This window comes from Streptomyces sp. NBC_00203, assembly GCF_045206325.1.
GTDB lineage: Bacteria > Actinomycetota > Actinomycetes > Streptomycetales > Streptomycetaceae > Streptomyces > Streptomyces lutosisoli.
In genome coordinates, this window is record NZ_CP108126.1 from 6,640,732 (window position 1) to 6,663,116 (window position 22,385).

Below are 22,385 nucleotides of genomic sequence, written 5' to 3' on the forward strand. Positions count from 1 at the left end.
CACCTCTCCGACCTGTCTCCTACCTCTCTCTGGCACGCCTCTGACCTGCGGTTTCGTATTTCTTGGAACTTTCTTCGGCCCGGGTGTGACGTTTTCGGCCGCCGTGACGCAGTAAGGGGTGAGCCGACTGGTCATCGGCCGTCGCACTGAGCCGGGGTTCCCCCCGTACCCATGGCTCGGTGCACATTGGCGCGGGCGGGACACGTTCCCCCGGTCCCGCCCGCGCCCCACTCTCCCGCTCCGCTCTCCTTCTCCGCCCCGCGCCGGGTCCGTCACCAGTAGACGACGACCTTGTCCCCCGTGCGGACCTGCGCGAACAGCGCCGCGATCTTCCCCTCGTCCCGTACGTTGACGCAGCCGTGCGAGGCGCCGTAGTAGCCGCGGGCCGCGAAGTCCGAGGAGAAGTGGACCGCCTGGCCGCCGCTGAAGAACATCGCGTACGGCATGGACGTGTGGTAGATCGTCGACACGTGGTAGCGCGACTTGAAGTAGACGCTGAACACACCTTCGCGGGTCGGCGTGTACTGCGAGCCGAACCGCACGTCCATCGTCGAGACCGTCTTCCCGTCGATCATCCAGCGCAGCGTGCGGCTCGTCTTGCTGACGCACAGCACGCGGCCCGTCATACAGCGCGGGTCCGGCTGCGCGGCCGGCTGCCCGCCGTAGGGGTACAGCTCCCACTGGGCCGGCTTGTGCGTCATCTTCTTCAGCCGCTCCCAGGTGACGGCGTCCAGTTCGCCGGTCTGCGGCAGCCCGCGCTTGCCCTGGAAGCCCTTCACGGCGGAGGCCGTCGCGGAGTCGTACGTCCCGGTCGGCGCGGTGATGAGCCAGGCGACCTGGTGCAGCCGGGCCTGTACCTCGCGGACGTCCGCGCCCTTGTCGCCGGAGGACCACAGGACCTTGGCGGGGGCGGGCTTGTTGTCCTTGCCCTTGTCCTTGGCCGTCGTCGTGGGCGTGGGGCTGGTCGAACCGCCGGTCCGCACGGCCGGCGGAGTCTTCCCATCGGCGTCCACGGCCTGAGCCGTGCAGCCGGTCACCGCGGCGAGAACCGCGAGGGCGGCCAGCGATCTCTTCATACCTGCCGTAGTACCTGTCGTACGCATCCGGACCCCCGTTGTGCCGTTGTGTCACCTGAGATGCTCCCCGGGCGTGACCGGTTGCGAACCAGGCGGCATGGTGGAGAGCGAAACAGTGAACAGGTCCGCGGAACAGGTCCGTGAACCGGTCTGTGAGCAAGGTCCCAGCATGGGCCACTCCACCCGGCACACGGCCGCCGCTACAGTCCGTCGCGAGGGTCGGAACCTACTGGTGAGTAGCTTGAGTGGGAGGCACAGCAATGGCGCGCGAATCCGAGTCCGGTCTGCCGATCGAGCCGGTCTACGGGCCGGAGACCCTGGAGGGCTGGGACCCGGCTGAGAAGCTGGGCGCGCCGGGCTCGTACCCCTTCACCCGCGGCGTCTACCCGTCGATGTACACGGGCCGTCCGTGGACGATGCGCCAGTACGCCGGCTTCGGTACGGCCGTGGAGTCGAACGCCCGCTACAAGCAGCTGATCGCCAACGGCACGATGGGTCTGTCGGTCGCCTTCGACCTGCCCACCCAGATGGGCCACGACTCCGATGCCGCCATCGCGCACGGTGAGGTCGGCAAGGTCGGCGTGGCGATCGACTCGGTCGAGGACATGCGGATCCTGTTCGGCGGGATTCCGCTGGACAAGGTCTCGACGTCGATGACGATCAACGCGCCCGCGGCGCTGCTCCTGCTGATGTACCAACTGGTCGGCGAGGAGCAGGGCGTCCCGGCGGACCAGCTGACGGGCACGATCCAGAACGACGTACTCAAGGAGTACATCGCGCGGGGCACGTACATCTTCCCGCCCAAGCCCTCCCTCCGTCTGATCGCGGACATCTTCAAGTACTGCAAGACCGAGATCCCGAAGTGGAACACGATCTCGATCTCCGGCTACCACATGGCGGAGGCGGGCGCGTCCCCCGCGCAGGAGATCGCGTTCACGCTCGCCGACGGCATCGAGTACGTGCGGACGGCGGTAGCGGCCGGGATGGACGTCGACGACTTCGCCCCCCGCCTCTCCTTCTTCTTCGTCGCCCGTACGACGATCCTGGAGGAGGTCGCCAAGTTCCGCGCGGCCCGCCGCATCTGGGCCCGGGTGATGAAGGACGAGTTCGGCGCCAAGAACCCCAAGTCGCTGATGCTGCGCTTCCACACGCAGACGGCGGGCGTGCAGCTGACGGCGCAGCAGCCCGAGGTGAACCTGGTGCGCGTCGCCGTCCAGGGCCTGGGAGCGGTGCTCGGTGGCACGCAGTCCCTGCACACCAACTCCTTCGACGAGGCGATCGCGCTCCCGACGGACAAGAGCGCCCGCCTGGCCCTCCGTACCCAGCAGGTCCTGGCCTACGAGACCGATGTCACCGCCACCGTGGACCCCTTCGCGGGCTCCTATGTCATCGAGAAGATGACCGACGACGTAGAGGCGGCGACCGTCGAACTCATGGACAGGGTCGAGGAGTTGGGCGGCGCGGTCAACGCCATCGAGCACGGCTTCCAGAAGTCCGAGATCGAGCGCAGCGCCTACCGCATCGCCCAGGAGACCGACTCCGGCGAGCGGGTGGTCGTGGGCGTCAACCGCTTCCAGCTCGACGAGGAGGAGCCGTACGAGCCCCTCCGCGTCGACCCGGCCATCGAGGCCCAGCAGGCCGAACGCCTCGCGAAGCTGCGCGCGGAGCGGGACCAGTCGGCGGTGGACGCCGCGCTGGCCGACCTGACGAAGGCGGCGGAGGGCACGGACAACGTCCTGTACCCGATGAAGGACGCGCTGCGGGCCCGGGCGACGGTGGGCGAGGTGTGCAATGCGTTGCGGGGGGTTTGGGGGACTTATGTGCCGAGCGATGCGTTCTGAGCTGGGTGATTCGTCCGAATGGTGATCCAGGGCGGAAACTGCACGTCCCCGGTTACGCTCGTGGAGGGTGTTCCCAAAAGGAGGGTGCCGTGGCCGTGATGCTGCATGAGTCGTCGCTTGCCGAAGCTGCCGACCGGCTCTGGGAGGAGCTGCCCGGGCACCGGGTGGAGATCCTCAACGGGAGCATTGTTGTGACACCGCCGCCGGACGGCCCGCATCAGGAGACGTTGACCTGGCTCATCGAGGAGTTCCTGAGAGTCAAGGCCAGGCAGGCAGGGCTCAGGTACGTGCAAGGCATCGGTTTGTGGCTGCCGACCGGGCCTGATGACTATGCGGTGCCGGACTTCTCCGTCGTCGACTCCGACTACAAGGACGCTCTCGTCGAGAAGAACTGCTACGCGCCGCACGTCTTCCGCCTGGTACTGGAAGTGACTTCATCCAACTGGACCAACGACACGGCCACTAAGCTCGATATCTATGCTCGGGCCAACATCCCCGTCTACCTCGTCGCTGACCGCAAGCACGACGAGGTGCTCCTCTACCAGAACCCGGCCGACGGCAAGTACCCCGACCCTCAGCGCTTCAAGCGAGGGCAGACCGTGCCCGTCCCCAAGCCCGTCGGTGTCACCCTCGGCCTCTCCGTGGACACCCTCCTCGACGGTGACGACTGACCCGAAGCCGGAGTGTCGTACCCCCGTGCGACACTCGCTTTCATGCTCGGTGTCATTGATCTCCCCACCTATCTCGCAGGCCTCGTCCTGATAGTCCTGCTCCCCGGACCGAACTCCCTCTATGTGCTGTCCGTCGCCGCCCGCCGGGGTGTGCGGGCCGGGTATACGGCCGCCGCCGGCGTCTGGTGCGGGGACACCGTGCTGATGACCCTCTCCGCGGCCGGAGTCGCCTCGCTGTTGCAGGCGAACGCCGTGCTGTTCGGGATCGTGAAGTACGCCGGTGCCGGGTATCTGACGTGGCTGGCGGTCGGGATGCTGCGGGCCGCGTGGGGGATGTGGCGGACCCGGCGGGAGCGGGTCGCGGAGGCCGTGGAGTCCGAGGCGGCCGCCGAGGAGCGGCCCTACCGGCGCGCCTTCGTGATCAGCCTGTTCAACCCGAAGGCGATCCTGTTCTTCGTCGCCTTCTTCGTGCAGTTCGTGGACCCGGGGTATGCCTACCCGGCCCTCTCCTTCGTCGTCCTCGGCGCCTTCGCCCAGCTCGCGAGCTTCCTGTACCTGACCGCGCTGATATTCAGCGGTACGAGGCTGGCGGCGGCCTTCCGCAGGCGCAAGCGCCTCTCCGCGGGGGCCACGACCGCCGCGGGCGCCCTCTTCCTCGGCTTCGCCGTGAAGCTCACGCTCGCGAGCGCCGCCTAGCCGGGCAGGGTGTGGCGGAGACCGACGCCCGTCGCGTACTCCGTCAGCCCCTCCGTCGTCACGCCCGCCCAGCCGACGTAACCGTCCGGTCGTACGAGGAAGACCCCGCTTCCGTACGCCTCCCGCGAGGGAATCCGCAGTGTGCGGACGGCGGAGAGCGACGGCAGGCTCGCGTCCGCGTCCGCGCCCGAGCTTGTGCCCGAGCCCGTGCCGACCGTCAGCAGCGTCCAGTGCGGCCCCCGGAACGTATCGAAGAGGCGTACGCCGTCGTGGGTGCCGTCGGGTGTGCGATCGCCCGCCTGGAGCGCGGCCTCCGGCAGGCCCGCACGGGTCTCCACCGCGAGTGAGGAACCCCGGTAGCCGAGGCCGAGCTGCCGCGTGGCCGCGCCGCGGCGGGCCTCGCCCCGGTGGACCCGGGTGGAGAGGCCGAGCATGTCCGCGGCGACGGGCAGCCGCTCCTCCTCGTAGGAGTCGAGGAGGGACTCGGGAGCCCCGTCGCGCAGCACCGCGCCGAGCTTCCAGCCGAGGTTGTACGCATCCTGGACGCTGGTGTTGAGGCCCTGGCCCCCTGCGGGGGAGTGGACGTGCGCCGCGTCCCCGGCGAGGAACACCCGCCCGGCGCGGAAGCGGTCCGCCAGCGCGGCCCGCGGCCGGAAGTCCGAGGCCCAGCGCACCTCCGTCACGGCGTCGGGGGACAGGTGAGAGCGGGCGGCGACGGTCTTGCGGATGCCGTCGAGGGAGAGGTCGACGTCCGTACCCTCCGCGAACTGGGCCGCGACCTGGAAGTCCGCCGTCCCCGCCAGTGGGCAGATCGCGAGGAAGCCCTCGCCGTCGGACGGCGGGAAGACATGCCAGTTGTCGCGGTCGAGCCCGGTGATCCGGACGTCCGCCACCAGCATCGGGTTCGGGGCCATGGTCATATCGGCCTCCCCGGTCATACCGATCCCGAGCGCGCGGCGCACCGCCGAGCGGCCCCCGTCGGCGGCGACGGCGTACCGGGCGCGGACGGGGGCGCCGGAGGCGAACTCCACGGTCACAGCGTCCTCGTCCTGCGTGAGACCGACGACCTCCCGCCCGAACTCGACCCGCCCTCCGAGCTCCGTCAGCCGCGCGAACAGGATCTCCTGCGTACGCCACTGCGGCACCATCCACGGCTGCGTGTACGGCGAGTCGTCGCCGGCCTCGGCCGGGTCGAACATCTGGTGCTCACCGACCCGCTCGCCGTCCTGCCAGATCATCCCGACCGGGTAGTCGCCGCCCGCCGCGCGGATCGCGCCCAGCACCCCGAGGTCGTCGAAGACCTCCATCGTGCGCGGCTGGATCCCCTTGCCGCGCGACCCGGGGAAGAGCCTGTCGGCCCGCTCCACGACGAGCGCGGCCACCCCGCGCCGGGCCAGGTCGATGCCGAGGGCGAGGCCGGTCGGGCCCGCGCCGACGATCAGGACGTCCGTGTCCACTGTCATCGCCCAATCTCCTTAACGCTGTTAAGTGCCGTCGCCCATGAGCGTGCCCTTAACGCTGTTAAGCTGTCAAGTGTGAGTACGGAACGACGAGCGCCCCTCGACCGCAAACGGGTCGCGGACACCGCCCTGAAGCTGCTGAACGAGGTCGGCCTGGAGGGTCTGACCCTGCGCGCCATCGCCAAGGAGCTGGACGTCAAGGCACCGGCTCTGTACTGGCACTTCAAGGACAAGCAGGCGCTGCTCGACGAGATGGCGACGGAGATGTACCGGCGGATGGTCGCGGACGGGGAGCCCGCCCTCGACACCACCTGGCAGGAACGGCTCCTGACGTCCGGCCGCGGACTGCGCACCGCGCTGCTGAGCTACCGCGACGGCGCCAAGGTCTTCAGCGGCTCACGCTTCACCGGCACCCTGCACGCCGTCGAGATGGAGCGGACCCTGCGCCTCTTCACGGAGGCTGGCTTCACCCTCACCCAGGCGGTCCGCGCGACCACGACCGCCTTCATGTACACGCTGGGCTTCGTCACCGAGGAACAAGGCGTCGAGCCACTCCCGGGCGAGCGCCGGGACGGCTACGACGTCGACGAACGCGCCGCACGCATGGCCGAGTTCCCCCTCACCGCGGCCGCGGGCGCCGAGATCTTCCAGGGGTACGACGAGGGGTTCGAGGAGGGCCTGCTGCTTGTAGTGGCGGGCATCGAGAGGCGGTACGGGATTTCCTAGACCCGGGGCTCCCCGCCACTGGCGTGGAGCGCCGCGGCTCCAGCAGTCTGAAGATGGCGCGCAACCGGCACAGGGGAGTCCCACATGGAACATCTGCGGAGGATCGAGGGTTCGGGCGAGCCGAAGCCGCCCCGGAATGGGGAGCTGACGCTGCGGACGGAACAGAGTCTCCACGGCTTCGACTGGTCCTCGCTTGTGCGGACCGGCCCGCTCGAGGGATGGCCGCCGCCGAAGAAGTCCTCCCTGCGGAAGCCGGCGAAGAGCCTCATCGATGTGGCGACCGACAAGTCCGGTGAGGTCGTGACCAAGGCATACGGGCTCGACATCACGATGCCACGCGAGATCACGTACATGCCACGCGTGAAGACGGTCTTCCTGCCGGACAAGGCGGAGAAGAAGTCGTCCGTCGACTTCGTCTGCCCGGGCTACGTCGACAAGGAGTGGGCCCTGGGCACGTGGACGCGGCTGACCCGGCAGGGGAAGAGCACCAAGCACTTGGCGATCCAGCTGAAGGCCGGCATGGAGTCGCGCCCGAGGGCGGAATACCGCCCTGTCGTGTGCCCGAGTGACGGCTACCGCAAGTCCTCGGTCGAGCTGGTCGCCTCGCGCAAGAGTCCCCGACTCGCCTCCGTCGAAGGCGGCTTGGACCTCGGCCGCATCGTCGTCGCCACGCTGTGCAGTCCCGTGGCAGGCGCGGTCACGGCGCTGGAGACATGCCTCAAGTACAAGGAAGGCTGCGCCGCAAAGGTGGGGCGAGGAGCAGTCAAGGCCTTCGGCTACACGCTCGGCATAGGGGTCATCGGCGATGTGGTGAAACTGCTCACCGACTCGGTGACAAAGGAGGACCCAGAGAGCGATGCCAAGAAGTTCCGCGATTGCGCGCAGGCGCACTTCCTGAACAGGGTCTGTCTCAACACCGCCCTCTGAGCGCGGCGGGCGTCAGCGCGGAGGCGACAGCGCCGAGCGGATCTTCGGTGTCAGTCGGTTCTCCACGTACCGGTTCAGCAGCCAGGCCAGCAGCAGCATGGTGGCGACCGTGGCCAGAAAGGTGCCGTACGACGGGATGCCCAGGGTCTGGTGGTAGGCCTTTATGGCGACCCAGCCCAGGTGTTCATGGACCAGGTAGAAGGGGTACGTGAGGGCGCCCGCGACCGACAGCCAGCGCCAGTTGGCCCAGTTCAGCCAGCCGAGCGCGATGGCCGCCACCGCCAGATAGCCGAACGTGACGACCAGGATGATGCCGTACGACGTGCGGTAGGAGAAGAAGTCCGGGTTCGGGGCGTGCCACAGCTTCACCACCGCGTAGTGCTGGCCGATCAGCCAGCTCACGCCCACGATGCCCCAGGCGTACGCGTCCCGCCGATTGCGGTGGATCAGGTAGAGGCCGACGCCGCCGATGAAGTACGCGGCGTACTCCGGCATCAGGACGATATTCAGGAGCGGCTCGTTCGCGGCCTGCGCGATCGCCGCCGCCAGTGTCCAGCCCGCGCAAAACAGGATGACCCGCTGCCGGTTGGCGCCCGGCAGGACGACGCACAGGGCGAAGAGGGCGTAGAAGCGGACCTCCGCCCAGAGGGTCCAGCAGACGCCCAGCACCCGGTCCACGCCCAGGGGTTGCTGGAGCATCGTCAGGTTCACCAGCGCGTCGCTCGGCGAGACCGTCTTGTACGCGACCACGGGCAGCGCGAACACCGCCATCACGATGATGATCGCCGCCCAGTAGGCGGGCAGCAGACGGGAGGCGCGGGAGGCGAAGAACGAGCGCAGGGGCCGGCCCCAGCCGCTCATGCAGATCACGAACCCGCTGATCACGAAGAAGACCTGGACGCCCAGGCAGCCGTACGCGAAGTACGAGTGCAGCAGCGGAAATTGGTGCCTCGCGGAACTGCCCCACGCCTGTGCGACCTCGCCGTCCCGGCCGCCGTAGTGGTACGCGGCGACCATCAGCGCGGCGATGAGCCGCAGCCCGTCGAGCGCACGCAGGCGTGGCGCGTGCGCCCGGGGGATTATCCGGGGCGGGACGCCGACGGCGTCTCCGACCGGTGCGAGCGGCGCTTCCGCCGAGGTGGAAGCGGAAGCTGAGGCGGTCATCCGAGTGCCGCCCGCTTCAACGACCGTGCGCGGCGCGCCACTCGGCGGACCGTCGCGTTGCGCGGGATGAAGGCGAGCTGCGCGGGGACCGCGCCGGGCAGTGCCAGCGAGGTGAGGCGGCGACGCTTGAAGTACCGCCAGGTGTGCTGGTTCAGATGGTGTGTCAGATAGTCCTCGGCGGCCTTGCGCAGGTCCGGGTAGATCTTCGGCTGCATGGCGAACCCGACGGCGCGTACGAGTCGGGTGAGGGCCGTGACATCCATGCCGTGCCGCTGCTCGGTCACCGCCGACTCGTCCGTCAGCTCGGGCAGCAGGGCGTCCACGATCGTCACGGGGATGCGGTTGCTGTTCTCGTACGGCGTGAGGCGGTCGAGGAGCGACCCGGTGCCGATGCGGGCGACGGGGAGGCCGTACAGCGCGGACGCCGTGAGCAGCGCGGTGGAGAAGCAGCCGACGACCAGGGCGGGGCGCATCCGCTGGTAGAGCACCTCGGCGAGGACCGGGGTGTCGAGCACCGTGAGGTCGGCGCCGAGCTTCTCGGCCTCCTTCTCCAGCAGGCGCGACCAGCGGGCCGGGGCCGAGGGGTGCGGCTTGAACACCACGCGGGTGTGGCCTAGCGCGAGGGCGCCCTTCAGCATCCGTACGTGGAGGTTCTCCTCCTCCTCGGCGGTGAGGATGTCCAGCGCGGAGAGGTACTGGCCGAGGAGGAGCGCCGGTTCGTCGATGGCGGGCAACGCGTCGCCGGTGTCCACGAGTTCGGCGAGCACCTTCACGAACGCGTCCGTCGGCACGATCTCCGGCTCGACGTCGAACTCCGTGAGGAGCAGGGGCGTGAGGCCGGGGACCAGGTCCAGGTGGAGCAGGCGGGTCACCCGGGTGCCGACCAGCGGGTCGATCTTGTTGCGGGTGGGGCCGTAGCTCATCAGGCCGTCCGCGTAGACGGTGACGGGCGCGCCGGTGAAGATCTGCGCGACGCCGAGCGCCGGGTTCACCTGGATCGACTCGACGGCCAGCTCGATGTCGTCGTCGCCCAGGTTCCAGGCGAGCCGCAGATGCCGCTCCCACAGGGGCACGTCGTCGAGCCGCGGGGCCCAACCGCCGGGGTGGAAGGGGGAGATGGTCTCGTTCCAGGAGATCACGTCGTCGAAGCGGCCGCGCAGCTGCTCGAAGCCGGGCATCTCGTCCACGCCGGACGTCGTCTCGGGTGTCGCCGCATTGTTGGAGACGAGCAGGATGCGCCGGCCGGCGGGCGCGAAACACTCGGTGTCCAGGGCGGCGGCGAGCGTGGCCGTTCCGTACAGCGTGGACGCCAGGAAGATCTGGGTGGTCACGCGGCCACCCCCGTGGCGGCGGGACGGCGGCGCAGCCGGCGCAGCCGGGTGGCGCGCTGGATGTCCATCGAGTCGAGGGCATCGTCGAGCACGTCCTGCGGCATACGCCGCAGGGCGACGGCGCTCATGGACTTGAGTTTCCGTGCCACCGCTGGCTCGAACCTTTCGATGGATCCCAGGTGATGGGAAATAATCGCGCAATATGTGCGCACGGCTTTGGGCAGGAGTTTTTCCGCGTCACGATCTTCGGCGGTTTCCGCCACGACCTGATCGAACGCGCGAATGAAATCGAGCTGACGTACGTCGCCGATCTGGGTGAGAGAGGAGGCTACGCCACGCCGGTAGAACACGCCGAGCAGCCCCACCGTGGCGAAGGATTCCGCCTCGCGGTGCAGTTTCCAGATCCACGGCCGGTCCTCGGCCGTACGGAGTCCGTGGGTGAAGTGCAGCAGTCCGCGGTCGACCAGCCGGCGGTGGTAGATGCCCGCCCAGGCGTAGGCGTAGTCGACGGAGGTGGACCGGTCGGCGGGCAGGATCGCGTCGCGCGGATTCATCACCACACCCCGCCGGCCCTGCGGAACACGGTGGATGGTGCGGGCGCGGGCGGTGCACTGGACATGGTCCGTACGGACGAAGTCGCAGCCCAAGTCCTCGATGGAGGCCAGGAGTTGCTCGTAATAGCCGGGGGCGAGCCAGTCGTCCCCGTCGAGGAACGTGAGGTAGTCGCCGCGTGCCGCGTCGATGCCCGTGTTGCGCGCGGTCGCCAGTCCTCCGTTCTTCTCATGTCTGACATACACCGCGCCCGGGAGCTCGCGCTCCGCGCGCGCGAGGATGTCCGGTGTCTCGTCGCGCGAACAGTCGTCGACGAGAATGAATTCGAAGTCCGCCCGCGCGTTCGCACGCAGGCTCTTCAGAGTGTCGGGCGCGTATTGCTGCACGTTGTAGAACGGCACGATGACGGAGAGCTTGACCACCCATGTGACGTTAGGCGGCGGCCCGGCATTCGTCTTGACCGGCGGCTTGATGCGAGGTGAACGGCGCGTGGCGAAGCTGTGAACCAGGCTTTTTTCCTGTGCGTAAGCGGCCCGATTCGCCATTCGTCGATGTGCTGTTAACCCTTTGTTGCATTCAGGTTGGGCCGCAACTCCACATCGCTTTCTAGCGTCTTGGACGTGCCAGCAAGTACCACGAAGTCCCTGCGGGTCGCCGTCCTGGCGGACTCTGATACCCGGTGGAAATGGGGCTCGCTCACCGCGAACCGCATTTCTCCCACCGAATCGGACATCCACCTCGACGGATACCTCCTGCGCGGCCGTGCCACCCCCACCGCCCGCCAGCTCGAAGAAGTCGGCGTCCGCGCGGATTCCCTCCGCGAGGTCACCGCCGTCGAATTCCTGCGCGACATGGCGAAGGAGCAGTACGACGTTCTGGTCCTCGCCCTCGTCGGCGGTGCCGTCCAGGCGATGCTGCACGGGCTGGCCCGCGCCTGGGACGGGCGGACGAAGCGGCCCGTGGTCGTCACCGGCTATGTCGGCGTCGTCTACGAGAAGCTCGCCGACGGGCTGCTGCTGCGGCACGGCGCGGACCTCGTCCTCGCCAACTCCCGCCAGGACGCGGACCGTTTCCGGACCGTGTACGAGGGGGTCGGCGCCGACGCCGAGTCGGTGACCGAGGTCGCGCTGCCCTTCCTGGGCGGCACGGCGTACCCCGCCGGGGGGCACGACCCGTACACGGTCGTCTTCGCCGCCCAGCCCTCCGTACCGGAGAGCCGCAAGGACCGCACGTACCTGCTGAACCGGCTGATCCAGCACGCACGGCTGCACCCGGACCGCGAGGTCCTGCTGAAGCTGCGCTCCAAGCCGGGCGAACACACCACGCACATCGAGGAGCTGCCCTACCAGAAGCTGGTGCAGAAGGCCGACCCGCCCGCCAACTTCCGCCTGGTGTACGGGCACATGGGCGAGGTCCTCGACCGCACCGACCTGCTGGTCACCATCAGCTCCACGGCGGCCCTGGAGTCCCTGCACCGCCGTATCCCCACCGTCGTCCTGAGCGACCTCGGGGTGCGCGAGGCGCTCGGCAACCACCACTTCGTGGGCTCCGGCTGCCTCGCCTCCTGGGACCAGCTCGACGAGGGGTACCGGCCGGTGTCCGACGCGGCGTGGGTGGCCCGGCAGGGCGTCGCCGCCGACGGGTCGTACGAGACGGCCTTCGACGTGGCGCGGTTCCGCATCAGCGAACTGCTGGAAGCGCCCGGGCTCCCGGCCCTCGCCCCCTACTACACGCCCGTCACCGCGTCCGGCTATCTGCCCGGCATCCTCGCCCGCCATCACCTCGGCCCGGACGGCAGCCCGCTGCCCGGCGCGCCCGCGGCGGACAAGGAGCCCAGCCCCGTACGGCAGATCGTGCGCCGGGCGGCCCGCGGCGCCTACCGCCACGGCGTCCAGCGCGTGGCGCCGGTGATCCGGCGGATGGGAGAGCTGTGAGCGCCGCCGCCCAGGGACCCGGCACCTCCGGAAGCCCACGCCCCCCACGCCTTTCTCGTCTTCCTCGTCAAGGAGAACAGCGCATGACCAACCCGGAAGCGGGCCAAGCGGCGCCGGTGCGCCGCGTGCTCGCGGTGATCCCCGCGCGCGGCGGCTCCAAGGGCGTGCCCGCGAAGAACCTCCTCCCCGTCGGCGGTGTGCCGCTGGTGGCCCGCGCGGTGCGCGAGTGCCGTGCCACCCGGCTCGTCACGGACGTCGTGGTCTCCACGGACGACCAGGCGATCGCCGCCGCCGCCCGCGAGGCCGGCGCCGAGGTCGTGCTGCGGCCCGCCGCCATCGCCGGCGACACCGCCACCTCCGAGGCCGCCGTCCTGCACGCCATGGACGCCCACGAGGCGCTGCACGGCTCCGCGGTCGACGTGGTCCTGCTCGTCCAGTGCACCAGCCCGTTCATCGTCCGCGAGGACATCGACGGGGTCGCCGGCGCGGTCGTGGAGAACGGCGCGGACACCGCGCTGACGGTGGCGCCGTTCCACGGCTTCATCTGGCGGGACGCGGACGACGACCCGGCGGTCGTCGACACCGCGCGCACCGCCGAGGTCGGGGGCTCCACCAAGGTCGCCAACTCCACCGCCACCGACGGTGGTTACGGCGTCAACCACGACAAGTCGTTCCGCCCGCGCCGCCAGGACCGCCCCCAGGACCTCCTGGAGACCGGCGCCGCGTACGCCATGGACGCCGCGGGCCTGCGCGAGCACCGGCACCGCTTCTTCGGGCGTACGGAGCTGGTGCGCACCGACCCGGCCCGCGTGCTGGAGATCGACGACCCGCACGACCTCGCCCGTGCCCGCGCCCTCGCGCCGCTCTTCGACGCGCACCGGCCCGGCACCCTCCCGACCGCCGAAGACATCGACGCGGTCGTCCTCGACTTCGACGGCACCCAGACCGACGACAGGGTGCTGATCGACTCCGAGGGACGGGAGTTCGTCTCCGTGCACCGCGGAGACGGGCTCGGTATCGCCGCCCTCCGCAAGAGCGGGCTGACGATGCTGATCCTGTCCTCGGAACAGAACCCGGTGGTCGCCGCCCGGGCCCGGAAGCTCAAGCTCCCGGTCCTGCACGGCATCGACCGCAAGGACCTCGCACTGAAGCAGTGGTGCGAGGAGCAGGGCATCGCGCCTGAGCGCGTGCTCTACGTCGGCAACGACGTCAACGACCTCCCGTGCTTCGCCCTCGTGGGCTGGCCCGTGGCGGTCGCGAGCGCCCACGACGTCGTGCGCGGCGCCGCACGCGCGGTCACCACTGTCCCCGGTGGCGACGGCGCGATCCGAGAGATCGCCAGCTGGATCCTCGGCCCTTCTCTCGACTCCCTCGACAAGTAAGGAACTTCCCCGCCATGAGCACCAACTCCCGTCTGCGCACGTTCGGTTCGAAGACCGCCGGCCCCGGCCACCCCGTCTACGTCGTCGGCGAGATCGGCATCAACCACAACGGCGAGCTCGAGAACGCCTTCAAGCTGATCGACGCCGCCGCCGAGGCCGGCTGCGACGCCGTCAAGTTCCAGAAGCGCACCCCGGAGATCTGCACCCCGCGCGACCAGTGGGACATCGAGCGCGACACCCCCTGGGGCCGGATGACCTACATCGACTACCGCCACCGTGTGGAGTTCGGTGAGGACGAGTACCGCCAGATCGACGAGTACTCCAAGGAGAAGGGGATCGACTGGTTCGCCTCCCCGTGGGACACCGAGGCCGTCGCCTTCCTGGAGAAGTTCGACGTCCCGGCCCACAAGGTCGCGTCCGCGTCCCTCACGGACGACGAGCTCCTGCGCTCGCTCCGCGCCACCGGCCGCACGGTCATCCTCTCCACCGGCATGTCGACCCCGAAGCAGATCCGCCACGCGGTCGAGGTCCTCGGCTCGGACAACATCCTGCTCTGCCACGCCACCTCGACGTACCCGGCGAAGGCGGACGAGCTGAACCTCCGCGTCATCAACACCCTCCAGGCCGAGTACCCGAACGTTCCGATCGGCTACTCCGGCCACGAGACGGGCCTGCAGACCACGCTCGCCGCGGTCGCCCTCGGCGCCACCTTCGTCGAGCGTCACATCACCCTCGACCGCGCCATGTGGGGCTCCGACCAGGCCGCCTCGGTCGAGCCGCAGGGTCTGACCCGCCTGGTCCGCGACATCCGCACCATCGAGGCCTCCCTCGGTGACGGTGTCAAGAAGGTCTACGAGTCCGAGCTCGGCCCCATGAAGAAGTTGCGCCGCGTCACGGGCGTCGTCGCCGAGGCGGAGATCGCCGCGGCCGCGGGCGAGCCGGTCGCGGTCTGAACGCCCTGAATTCCTTACGACGGGACGGTCGTACGTCGATGAGCCCCCGCGCCGGTTCCGCCGGCTCCCACACTCTCGCCTTCGTCGAGAGTCCGGTACAGCTCCTGAACGTGCTGGAGTGGGCGCACACACACGCCCACGGTGCGACGGCGCCCGGCGCGGAGCCCTCCGGGGCTCCCGAGCCGGCGTCCGGCGCGGGGCCCTCCGGGACGGCCGCCCCGGCGCCCGGCGCGGGGTTCACCCTCGTCGTCCTCTCGCCGAACGACCCGATGACCCGCGGCCAGCTGCGCCGTATGGCGGAACTGGCCCGCGACGAGGGTCACCAGGTCCGCTGGGAGGAGGCGCGCGGCGGCACCACGGCCCCCTTCCACACCATCGGGGGACTGGCCCCGCTGCTCCGCAAGGCCCGGCGCATCGTCATGGGGGACCCGTTCTCCCGCTACGTACAGCTCCTGCTGACGATCACCAAGGCTCAGGACCTGGTCGTCGTCGACGACGGCACGGCGACGATGGAGTTCGTCGCCCAGCTCGCCCGCGGTGAGCGTCTGGTGCGCTGGCACCGGCGCGGTGGCCGCCCCGGTGCGCGCGACGTGCTCTTCGCGCCGGTCTCGGCCTCGGCCCGCCGCCGTCTCACCCCGAGCGGCCGCCGCAGCGTGGAGGTCTTCTCCTCCATGCCGATCGACTCGGCCCCGGACGGCGTCCGCATCACCGCCAACGACTTCTCCTGGACCCGCGCCCGCTTCGGCCCGCCCCGCATCACCAAGGGCGCCGACCTGGTCGGCACCTCGCTCGTCGAGACGGGCGTGGTCGACCCGGACCGCTACCTGGCGGCGGTCAAGAGCCTCGCGGGGGCGCACGGCGCGACCCGCTACTTCGCCCACCGCCGCGAGAGCACCGACAAGCTGCACCGGCTGGCCGCCGAGACGGGCCTCGAAATCGTCCGCCCCGACCTGCCCCTGGAACTGATCGCCCGCCGCGGCCCCATCGGCCGTACGATCCTGAGCTTCCCCTCGACGGTCGTCCACACCCTCCCGCTGGCCCTGGTCGGCACCGAGGTCCGCGTCGCCGTCTGCGACATCGACCCGACCTGGCTGACCGAAAACGCCTCACCGCGGGCGCAGGGGTTCCTCTCGGGCGTCACGGGAACGGCGCGGGACGTGACCCGGCTGTCGGCGGTGAGCACGGCTTAGGCCGACGAGACGTCTGCCGGGTGGCGGCTACGGCTCGTCGTCGTGCCAGGCGAACCCCGCGAGGCCCTGGCTCTCGCCCTCGTCCACCTCGTTCCGACGCCGCAGCAGCCGCACCGTCCACACGCCCCACCCCAGCGCCCAGCCCGCCATGATCATCACGACGAGCACCGCGAACACCAGTGCCGCCAGCCTGATCAGTCCGAACCTCGCCAGCATCCAGGCGATATGGCCCGCGCCGCACCCGCATACGTTCATGGCCGAAGAGTGCCCGTCCACGAACCGCAGATCACGGTCCGTGTCGAAACAGCCGCATGGCGGTGATGGTTCCGGAATCCAGCGGGTGTGCTGTGAGACGGTGGACATGGAGTAGTACACGGTGGACATGGCGTCCGGGAATGGGATCGGGCATTCCGGGCGTTCACCGTGCGGATCCGTGATGCGTGATCCGTGATCGTGATCCGTGGGCAATCCCCGGCGGACCGGTTCAAGATCCATCGCCCGAAAAGAGCGGGCGAGTGTACCCATCCCCGCATATACCTATGCGCCGCGCGGCCATATTTTCTTCCCCTAACGGGCTGAACTTTTGTTGATCGTGGGTTAGTTGGCCGCCCCGTCGCCCTACCCTTCAGAGGGTGAACCAACTGATGTCCCGAGAGTCCGAGGCCGATCTCCCCAGGGAACCGTCGCTCCCCGGCGCGCTGCCCGAGGCACTGCGCGCCGAACTCGTGGCGTTCCGCCGTGACTTGCACATGCACCCGGAGCTCGGCAACCAGGAGTTCCGCACCACGGCGGCGCTCAAGGCGCGCCTGGAGCAGGCGGGCCTTGAGCCGCGCGTCCTGGACACCGGGACCGGCCTCATCTGTGACATCGGCGACCGGGACGGCGCACGGCCCATGCTCGCGCTGCGCGCCGACATCGACGCACTGCCCATCCCGGACACGAAGACCGAGTGCGCCTACCGCTCGACCGTGCCCGACCGCGCTCACGCCTGCGGCCACGACATCCACACCGCGGTCGTCCTCGGCGCCGGGCTCGTCCTCGCCGAGCTGCACCGCGAGGGGCAGCTGAAGCGTCCCGTACGGCTGATCTTCCAGCCGGCGGAGGAGGTGCTGCCCGGCGGCGCCCCCGACGCGATCGAGTCGGGTGTCCTCGACGGCGTCGGGCGGATCGTCGGCGTGCACTGCGACCCGAAGGTGGACGCGGGGCGCATCGGTCTGCGGCACGGCGCCATCACCTCGGCGTGCGACCGGCTCGAAGTCTCGCTCGACGGCGCGGGCGGTCACACCGCGCGCCCCCACCTCACCACCGACCTCGTCACCGCCGCCGCGCGCGTCGTCACCGACGTACCGGCGCTGGTCGCCCGGCGTGTCGACGCCCGCAGCGGCCTCGCGGTCACCTGGGGACGGATCGAGTCGGGGCACGCCTGCAATGTCATCCCGCAGCACGCCGAGCTGTCCGGGACCGTACGCTGCCTGGACCTCGACGCCTGGCGGGCCGCACCGGACCTGGTGCACGCGGCGATCGACGAGATCGCGAATCTCTACCGCGCCAAGTCCGAGATCAACTACATCCGGGGCGTCCCGCCGGTCGTCAACGACCCGGCCGTCACGGACCTCCTCCGCGACGCCATGACCGCCCGGCGCGGCGCGCACTCCATCGAGGACACCGAGCAGAGCCTCGGCGGCGAGGACTTCTCCTGGTACCTGGAGCATGTGCCCGGCGCGATGGCCCGCCTCGGTGTGCGCACACCGGGCGACCGCACCACCCGTGACCTGCACCGGGGTGACTTCGACGCGGACGAGTACGCCATCACGGTGGGGGTCGAGATGTTCACGGCGGCAGCCCTGCTGGACGCGGCGGGCTGAGCGGCCGTACGCCACGTCGTGTGCGTGAGGTGGCCGGGAGGATACCGATCGGTGGCTTGATTGATGCCCCGATTGGTACCTCTTCGTCCACTTGCGTCACTGGTCCGTAACCGGTGGCGCGCAAACGTAACCCGGTGGCGGCACGGTTCGATAACGGCCCGGAGAAACCCCGTTCCCCTCCCCGTCTACGCGCGTTACTGTGCGCCGAAATCGCTGCGGTGACGGCGAATTGGGGATGCGGTCCGGTGACGGTGCCGTGGGGATGAAGGGTGCTTGTTGTGCGTCTGATCTCTCGGAGGACCAGGTTCTCCCAAGTCGCGGTGACCGCAGCGGTCGTCGCTCTCGCCGCGGCCGGCTGCGGCACCAGCAAGGACAGTGGAGGTTCCACCTCCTCCGACAGCTCCGGCAAGTACACGGGCAAGGGCATCGGCCTCGCGTACGACATCGGCGGCAAGGGCGACCAGTCCTTCAACGACGCCGCGTACGCCGGTTTCCAGAAGGCTGAGACGGAGTTCAAGATCGGCGGCCGTGACATCGAGCCGCAGGACGGCGAGTCGAACGCGGACAAGGTGCAGCGCCTGGAGCAGCTCGCCAAGGCGGGCTACAACCCGGTGATCGGTGTCGGCTTCGTCTACGCGCCGGCCGTCAAGGAGGTCGCGGCGAAGTACCCGAAGGTCACCTTCGGCATCATCGACGACGAGCAGGACAAGGCGTCGAACGTCGCCGACATGGTCTTCCACGAGGAGCAGGCCTCCTACCTGGCGGGCGTGGCCGCGGCCAAGGTCACCAAGAAGGACCACATCGGCTTCATCGGCGGTGTGAACATCCCGCTGATCCACAAGTTCGAGGCGGGCTTCGTCCAGGGTGCCAAGTCGGTCAACCCGAAGATCCAGATCGAGAAGCAGTACCTGACCGAGACGGCTCAGGAGGGTGGCTTCTCCAGCCCCGACAAGGGCAAGGACGCGGCGGCCGGTCAGATCGAGGCCGGCGCCGACGTTCTCTACCACGCGGCCGGTCTCTCCGGCCAGGGCGTGATCTCCGAGGCTGCGGGCAAGAAGGTCTGGGCGATCGGTGTCGACTCCGACCAGTACTCGCAGTCGGCGCTCGCCAAGTACAAGGACTACATCCTCGGTTCGGCGCTGAAGAACGTCGGTGGCGCGGTCTATGACCTCGTGAAGTCCGTGTACGAGGGCAAGCCGAAGACCGGTGTGGTCCGCGGCGGTCTCGCCAACGACGGTGTCGGCTTCGCGGACACCAACCCGAAGTACAAGGCCATGACCGACGTCGTCGCCGCGGTCGACAAGGCCAAGCAGGACATCATCGACGGCAAGATCACCGTCAACACCAAGTGACCAACACCAGGTGACCGCCTGAGCACCAGCCACACGGCCGCGGGAGTGAAGCCAGAGCTTCACTCCCGCGGCCGCGTGCGTCCGCCCCGGACCCCGCGGGTCAAGGTGTGAGCGGGGCGAGCACCTGATTGTGGGTGTGCTGGTAGATCACGGAGGTACGGAATCCGACGACTTCGCGGCGCTCGGTGAACTTGTCCATGAGGAAGCCGTGGAGGTAGTCCACGCTGGGTACCGAGACGTGCACGATCATGTCGTCGCCGCCGGTGACGACGTAGACCGTGCTGACCTCGGGCAGGCCGGCGGCATACGCCTTGAACGCCTCGATGACCGCCCGGCTGAGGGGGCGGATCTGGAAGTGGATGAGGGCCTGGACGTGGCGGTTCAGGGCGGCCGGGTCGACCGCGGCGTGATAGCCGGTGATGACCCCGCGGGCGCGCAGCGCGCGGATGCGTTCGAGGCAGGTCGACGGGGCGATGCCGAGGGTACGGGCGAGGTCGCGGTTGGTCTGCCGCGCATCGCGCTGCAGATGCCGGACGATCGCCGAATCAAGTTCGTCCATGCGGCGAGTATGGCCCCCGTACCGAATTCTCTTCGGCGGACAGCCGCGAGCTCTGCCGGAACGGCTAGCTTCACGCCATGACAGCCGCACTTGAGCAAGCTCTGTCCCCCAACATCCCGAATCCTTCACACGAGTTGGTGCAGGTCGTACGCGGTAGCCGCAGCGGCCTGGCGATCACTGTCGCGATCCACTCCACTGCTCTCGGCCCGGCAGCCGGCGGGTGCCGGATCGCTCACTACGCCGACCCGGCCGCCCCGGTCGCGGACGCGCTGCGGCTGGCGGCGGCGATGACCGAGAAGAACGCGCTGGCCGGCCTGGAACACGGCGGCGCGAAGACAGTCGTCGCCCTCCCGACCGCGGCCCGGCCGGCCGGTGCGGAGCGTACGGCGCTGCTCCACGACCTCGGCGACGTGATCGAATCGCTCGGCGGCCGCTACATCGCCGGCCCGGACGTCGGAAGCAGCCCGGCCGACATGTCTGTGATCGGCGAACGCACCGCACACGTCTGCTGCCGGCCCGTCGAGCACGGCGGCAGCGGCGACTCCTCCCTCCACACCGCGCGCGGCACCCTCGCGGCACTGGGCGCGGTGGCCGACGAGGCCTTCGGCTCACCGGAGCTCGCCGGCCGGACGTTCGGGGTGATCGGCCTCGGTGCGGTGGGCGCCCATGTGGCCCGGCTGCTGGACCGGGCCGGCGCGCGGCTCGTCGTGACCGACGTCGACCCGGCCACACGCGGCCTGGCCGAGGAGCTGGGCGCGACCTGGGTGGATCCGGATGACGCCCTCGCGACGGAGGTCGACATCCTCGTGCCGGCCGCGCTCGGCGGCCTGCTGACCGCCCGCACGGTGCCGCTGCTGCGGTGCGCCGCCGTTGCCGGCCCCGCCAACAACCAACTCGACGAACCGGCCACCGCCCGCCTCCTCGCGGCCCGAGGCATCCTCTGGGCGCCGGACGTGGTCGTCAGCTCCGGAGGAGTCATCCACGCCACCGGCGTCGAACTGCGCCAGGAACCCGAGGAACGCCTGACCGAGCGCATCCACGACATCGCGGCCACGCTCCGCCAGGTCTTCCACAAGGCCCGCACCCACCGGATCACCCCCGCACTCGCGGCCGTACAGCTCGCCGAACAACGGGTTCGCAGGGCTCGTCCCGGCCCCGGCATCGTGGACGGCCGCCCCTAGGGTGTGCGTCCCCGCCCACCGCGGGGGGCGGGCGACGGGGCGCAGCCCCGAGCCTTCAGGGGCGCGGGGAACTGCGCGCCCAGCCCCCACCGTCCCGCAGTCAAACGAACGACCCCCGCCCGCCCCCGTCTTTCAGGGGCGCGGGGAACTGCGCGCCCAGCCCCCACCGTCCCGCAGTCAAACGAACGACCCCCGCCCGCCCCCGTCTTTCAGGGGCGCGGGGAACTGCGCGACAAGCCCCCACTCACCCGCAGCCGGGACGCAGCCCCAGGAACACCCCCCTTGCTTCCCGCAAGCCCCCGCCCACTGTCCGTACGCTGTGGGCAGTCTGTGGCCACAGCTCGATAACGGACCGGACAGAAGGGGTTTTCCGTCTGGTCTACGCGCGTTACGCTGCGGCGGAACCAGCGCCTGGTTTGGGCGCTTGCACAAAGGAGTCACGTTCCATGCGCCGGGTGTCCCGAATCGCGGTTGCGGGCGTTGCAACCGCATCCCTCGCTGTTGCCCTCTCCGCCTGTGGCGGCTCGTCCACCGATGCCTCGACCTCGTCGAGCGGCAGCGGTGCCAAGGGCATCGGCCTCGCCTACGACATCGGCGGCAAGGGCGACCAGTCCTTCAACGACGCCGCGTTCGCGGGTATCGAGAAGGCCGACACGGAGTTCAAGTACACCAGCCGTGACATCGAGCCGCAGGACGGCGAGTCCAACGCGGACAAGGTGCAGCGCCTGGAGAACCTCGCCAAGGCGGGCTACAACCCGGTGATCGGCGTCGGCTACGTCTACGCGCCGGCCGTCAAGGAGGTCGCGGCCAAGTACCCGAAGATCACCTTCGGCGTCATCGACGACGAGCAGGACAAGGCGTCGAACGTCGCCGACATGGTCTTCCACGAGGAGCAGGCCTCCTACCTGGCGGGCGTGGCCGCGGCCAAGGCCACCAAGAAGGACCACATCGGCTTCATCGGCGGCGTGAACATCCCGCTGATCCACAAGTTCGAGGCGGGCTTCGTCCAGGGTGCCAAGTCGGTCAACCCGAAGATCCAGATCGAGAAGCAGTACCTGACCGAGACGGCTCAGGAGGGTGGCTTCTCCAGCCCGGACAAGGGCAAGGACGCCGCCGAGGGTCAGATCGAGAAGGGCGCCGACGTCGTCTACGCCGCCGCCGGCCTCTCCGGCCAGGGCGTCATCCAGACGGCCGCCGAGCACAAGATCTGGGCGATCGGTGTCGACTCCGACCAGTACAAGCAGGACGCGCTGGCCAAGTACAAGGACTACATCCTGACCTCGGCCACCAAGGACGTCGCCGGCGCGGTCTACAACCTCGCCAAGTCCGTGAAGGACGGCAAGCCCGAGACCGGTGTGGTCCGCGCGAGCCTCGCCACCGGCGGTGTCGGCCTGGCCGACTCGAACCCGGTCTTCAAGAACAACGCCGACCTCCAGGCCGCGCTGAAGAAGGCCGAGGCGGGCATCAAGGACGGCTCCATCACGGTCAAGACCTCCTGAAGGAGACCTTGACTCCGGCCAGGGTC

The 22,385-nt window shown here is 69.6% G+C and carries 20 protein-coding genes; 13 read left to right on the forward strand and 7 right to left on the reverse strand.

Annotated features, from left to right (window positions below; all coding sequences use genetic code 11):
- Window positions 1-272: 272 nt before the first annotated feature.
- Window positions 273-1,076 (reverse strand): L,D-transpeptidase family protein, encoded by an 804-nt coding sequence (locus OG975_RS29850; RefSeq protein ID WP_406332466.1) that lies wholly within the window; start codon window positions 1,074-1,076, stop codon window positions 273-275.
- 260 nt (window positions 1,077-1,336) lie between these two features.
- Here OG975_RS29850 and OG975_RS29855 point away from each other — a divergent pair, with 260 nt between their 5' ends.
- The 3 genes from OG975_RS29855 to leuE all read left to right on the forward strand — a co-directional run bounded on the left by OG975_RS29855 (window position 1,337) and on the right by leuE (window position 4,284).
- Entirely contained in the window at window positions 1,337-2,917 is a 1,581-nt protein-coding gene (locus OG975_RS29855) for a methylmalonyl-CoA mutase (protein WP_406332467.1), read from the forward strand.
- A 98-nt stretch (window positions 2,918-3,015) separates the two neighbouring features.
- A complete protein-coding gene (locus tag OG975_RS29860) occupies window positions 3,016-3,588 on the forward strand; it encodes a Uma2 family endonuclease (RefSeq protein WP_406336527.1) in 573 nt (190 codons plus the stop codon).
- 42 nt (window positions 3,589-3,630) lie between these two features.
- A complete protein-coding gene (gene leuE, locus OG975_RS29865) occupies window positions 3,631-4,284 on the forward strand; it encodes a leucine efflux protein LeuE (RefSeq protein WP_406332468.1) in 654 nt (217 codons plus the stop codon).
- On the opposite strand, the gene OG975_RS29870 is transcribed toward leuE, so the two are convergent.
- Window positions 4,281-5,747 (reverse strand): FAD-dependent oxidoreductase, encoded by a 1,467-nt coding sequence (locus tag OG975_RS29870; RefSeq protein ID WP_406332469.1) that lies wholly within the window; start codon window positions 5,745-5,747, stop codon window positions 4,281-4,283. The genes leuE and OG975_RS29870 overlap by 4 nt on opposite strands.
- A 72-nt stretch (window positions 5,748-5,819) precedes the next feature.
- Here OG975_RS29870 and OG975_RS29875 point away from each other — a divergent pair, with 72 nt between their 5' ends.
- Both OG975_RS29875 and OG975_RS29880 read left to right on the forward strand, forming a co-directional pair.
- Complete coding sequence (locus OG975_RS29875) at window positions 5,820-6,470, forward strand: TetR/AcrR family transcriptional regulator C-terminal domain-containing protein (RefSeq protein ID WP_406332470.1); 651 nt, start codon at window positions 5,820-5,822, stop codon at window positions 6,468-6,470.
- Window positions 6,471-6,554: 84 nt separating this feature from the next.
- Complete coding sequence (locus OG975_RS29880; RefSeq protein ID WP_406332471.1) at window positions 6,555-7,397, forward strand: hypothetical protein; 843 nt, start codon at window positions 6,555-6,557, stop codon at window positions 7,395-7,397.
- Between the two features lie 12 nt (window positions 7,398-7,409).
- On the opposite strand, the gene OG975_RS29885 is transcribed toward OG975_RS29880, so the two are convergent.
- From OG975_RS29885 to OG975_RS29895, 3 genes are read right to left on the reverse strand one after another with little or no spacing between them, the layout of a single operon-like run.
- Complete coding sequence (locus OG975_RS29885) at window positions 7,410-8,561, reverse strand: acyltransferase family protein (protein ID WP_406332472.1); 1,152 nt, start codon at window positions 8,559-8,561, stop codon at window positions 7,410-7,412.
- Window positions 8,558-9,892 (reverse strand): alpha-2,8-polysialyltransferase family protein, encoded by a 1,335-nt coding sequence (locus OG975_RS29890; RefSeq protein WP_406332473.1) that lies wholly within the window; start codon window positions 9,890-9,892, stop codon window positions 8,558-8,560. Before OG975_RS29890 ends, OG975_RS29885 begins: the two co-directional genes overlap by 4 nt.
- Window positions 9,889-10,866: a glycosyltransferase family 2 protein gene (locus OG975_RS29895; RefSeq protein ID WP_330306881.1), complete on the reverse strand. Its 978-nt coding sequence runs from the start codon at window positions 10,864-10,866 to the stop codon at window positions 9,889-9,891. The genes OG975_RS29890 and OG975_RS29895 overlap by 4 nt, the downstream gene beginning before the upstream one ends.
- A 198-nt stretch (window positions 10,867-11,064) precedes the next feature.
- Here OG975_RS29895 and OG975_RS29900 point away from each other — a divergent pair, with 198 nt between their 5' ends.
- The 4 genes from OG975_RS29900 (at window position 11,065) to OG975_RS29915 (ending at window position 15,903) form a co-directional block, all read left to right on the forward strand.
- Complete coding sequence (locus OG975_RS29900; RefSeq protein WP_406332474.1) at window positions 11,065-12,378, forward strand: DUF6716 putative glycosyltransferase; 1,314 nt, start codon at window positions 11,065-11,067, stop codon at window positions 12,376-12,378.
- A gap of 83 nt (window positions 12,379-12,461) precedes the next feature.
- Window positions 12,462-13,760: a cytidylyltransferase domain-containing protein gene (locus tag OG975_RS29905; RefSeq protein ID WP_406332475.1), complete on the forward strand. Its 1,299-nt coding sequence runs from the start codon at window positions 12,462-12,464 to the stop codon at window positions 13,758-13,760.
- A 14-nt stretch (window positions 13,761-13,774) separates the two neighbouring features.
- Window positions 13,775-14,713: an N-acetylneuraminate synthase family protein gene (locus OG975_RS29910; protein ID WP_330306884.1), complete on the forward strand. Its 939-nt coding sequence runs from the start codon at window positions 13,775-13,777 to the stop codon at window positions 14,711-14,713.
- A gap of 38 nt (window positions 14,714-14,751) precedes the next feature.
- Window positions 14,752-15,903: a hypothetical protein gene (locus OG975_RS29915; protein ID WP_406332476.1), complete on the forward strand. Its 1,152-nt coding sequence runs from the start codon at window positions 14,752-14,754 to the stop codon at window positions 15,901-15,903.
- A gap of 27 nt (window positions 15,904-15,930) precedes the next feature.
- Here OG975_RS29915 and OG975_RS29920 read toward each other — a convergent pair whose 3' ends face one another.
- Window positions 15,931-16,287 carry a hypothetical protein gene (locus OG975_RS29920; protein ID WP_406332477.1) on the reverse strand — a complete coding sequence of 119 codons (357 nt, stop codon included), beginning with the start codon at window positions 16,285-16,287 and terminating at the stop codon, window positions 15,931-15,933.
- Window positions 16,288-16,547: 260 nt separating this feature from the next.
- Here OG975_RS29920 and OG975_RS29925 point away from each other — a divergent pair, with 260 nt between their 5' ends.
- A complete protein-coding gene (locus tag OG975_RS29925) occupies window positions 16,548-17,768 on the forward strand; it encodes an amidohydrolase (protein WP_406336529.1) in 1,221 nt (406 codons plus the stop codon).
- A gap of 320 nt (window positions 17,769-18,088) precedes the next feature.
- On the forward strand, window positions 18,089-19,120 hold the full coding sequence (locus tag OG975_RS29930) for a BMP family protein (RefSeq protein ID WP_406332478.1): 1,032 nt from the start codon (window positions 18,089-18,091) through the stop codon (window positions 19,118-19,120).
- Window positions 19,121-19,220: 100 nt separating this feature from the next.
- Here the strand turns inward: OG975_RS29930 and OG975_RS29935 are convergent, their stop codons facing one another.
- Window positions 19,221-19,679, reverse strand: a complete 459-nt coding sequence (locus OG975_RS29935; RefSeq protein ID WP_406332479.1) for an Lrp/AsnC family transcriptional regulator — start codon at window positions 19,677-19,679, stop codon at window positions 19,221-19,223.
- A 77-nt stretch (window positions 19,680-19,756) separates the two neighbouring features.
- On the opposite strand from OG975_RS29935, the gene OG975_RS29940 reads away from it, so the two are divergent.
- Window positions 19,757-20,860 carry a Glu/Leu/Phe/Val dehydrogenase dimerization domain-containing protein gene (locus OG975_RS29940; protein ID WP_406332480.1) on the forward strand — a complete coding sequence of 368 codons (1,104 nt, stop codon included), beginning with the start codon at window positions 19,757-19,759 and terminating at the stop codon, window positions 20,858-20,860.
- Window positions 20,861-21,306: 446 nt separating this feature from the next.
- The gene (locus OG975_RS29945; RefSeq protein WP_406332481.1) at window positions 21,307-22,359 is read left to right on the forward strand and encodes a BMP family protein; all 1,053 of its coding nucleotides are present in this window, start codon (window positions 21,307-21,309) and stop codon (window positions 22,357-22,359) included.
- Window positions 22,360-22,385: the final 26 nt, after the last annotated feature.

Bases quoted from the DNA above. Each gene is read 5' to 3' on its own strand.
- OG975_RS29850 (WP_406332466.1), bottom strand. From the start codon at position 1,076: ATGAAGAGATCGCTGGCCGCCCTCGCGGTTCTCGCCGCGGTGACCGGC.
- OG975_RS29855 (WP_406332467.1), top strand. From the start codon at position 1,337: ATGGCGCGCGAATCCGAGTCCGGTCTGCCGATCGAGCCGGTCTACGGG.
- OG975_RS29860 (WP_406336527.1), top strand. From the start codon at position 3,016: ATGCTGCATGAGTCGTCGCTTGCCGAAGCTGCCGACCGGCTCTGGGAG.
- leuE (WP_406332468.1), top strand. From the start codon at position 3,631: ATGCTCGGTGTCATTGATCTCCCCACCTATCTCGCAGGCCTCGTCCTG.
- OG975_RS29870 (WP_406332469.1), bottom strand. From the start codon at position 5,747: ATGACAGTGGACACGGACGTCCTGATCGTCGGCGCGGGCCCGACCGGC.
- OG975_RS29880 (WP_406332471.1), top strand. From the start codon at position 6,555: ATGGAACATCTGCGGAGGATCGAGGGTTCGGGCGAGCCGAAGCCGCCC.
- OG975_RS29885 (WP_406332472.1), bottom strand. From the start codon at position 8,561: ATGACCGCCTCAGCTTCCGCTTCCACCTCGGCGGAAGCGCCGCTCGCA.
- OG975_RS29905 (WP_406332475.1), top strand. From the start codon at position 12,462: ATGACCAACCCGGAAGCGGGCCAAGCGGCGCCGGTGCGCCGCGTGCTC.
- OG975_RS29910 (WP_330306884.1), top strand. From the start codon at position 13,775: ATGAGCACCAACTCCCGTCTGCGCACGTTCGGTTCGAAGACCGCCGGC.
- OG975_RS29915 (WP_406332476.1), top strand. From the start codon at position 14,752: ATGAGCCCCCGCGCCGGTTCCGCCGGCTCCCACACTCTCGCCTTCGTC.
- OG975_RS29920 (WP_406332477.1), bottom strand. From the start codon at position 16,287: ATGTCCACCGTGTACTACTCCATGTCCACCGTCTCACAGCACACCCGC.
- OG975_RS29925 (WP_406336529.1), top strand. From the start codon at position 16,548: ATGTCCCGAGAGTCCGAGGCCGATCTCCCCAGGGAACCGTCGCTCCCC.
- OG975_RS29935 (WP_406332479.1), bottom strand. From the start codon at position 19,679: ATGGACGAACTTGATTCGGCGATCGTCCGGCATCTGCAGCGCGATGCG.
- OG975_RS29940 (WP_406332480.1), top strand. From the start codon at position 19,757: ATGACAGCCGCACTTGAGCAAGCTCTGTCCCCCAACATCCCGAATCCT.
- OG975_RS29945 (WP_406332481.1), top strand. From the start codon at position 21,307: ATGCGCCGGGTGTCCCGAATCGCGGTTGCGGGCGTTGCAACCGCATCC.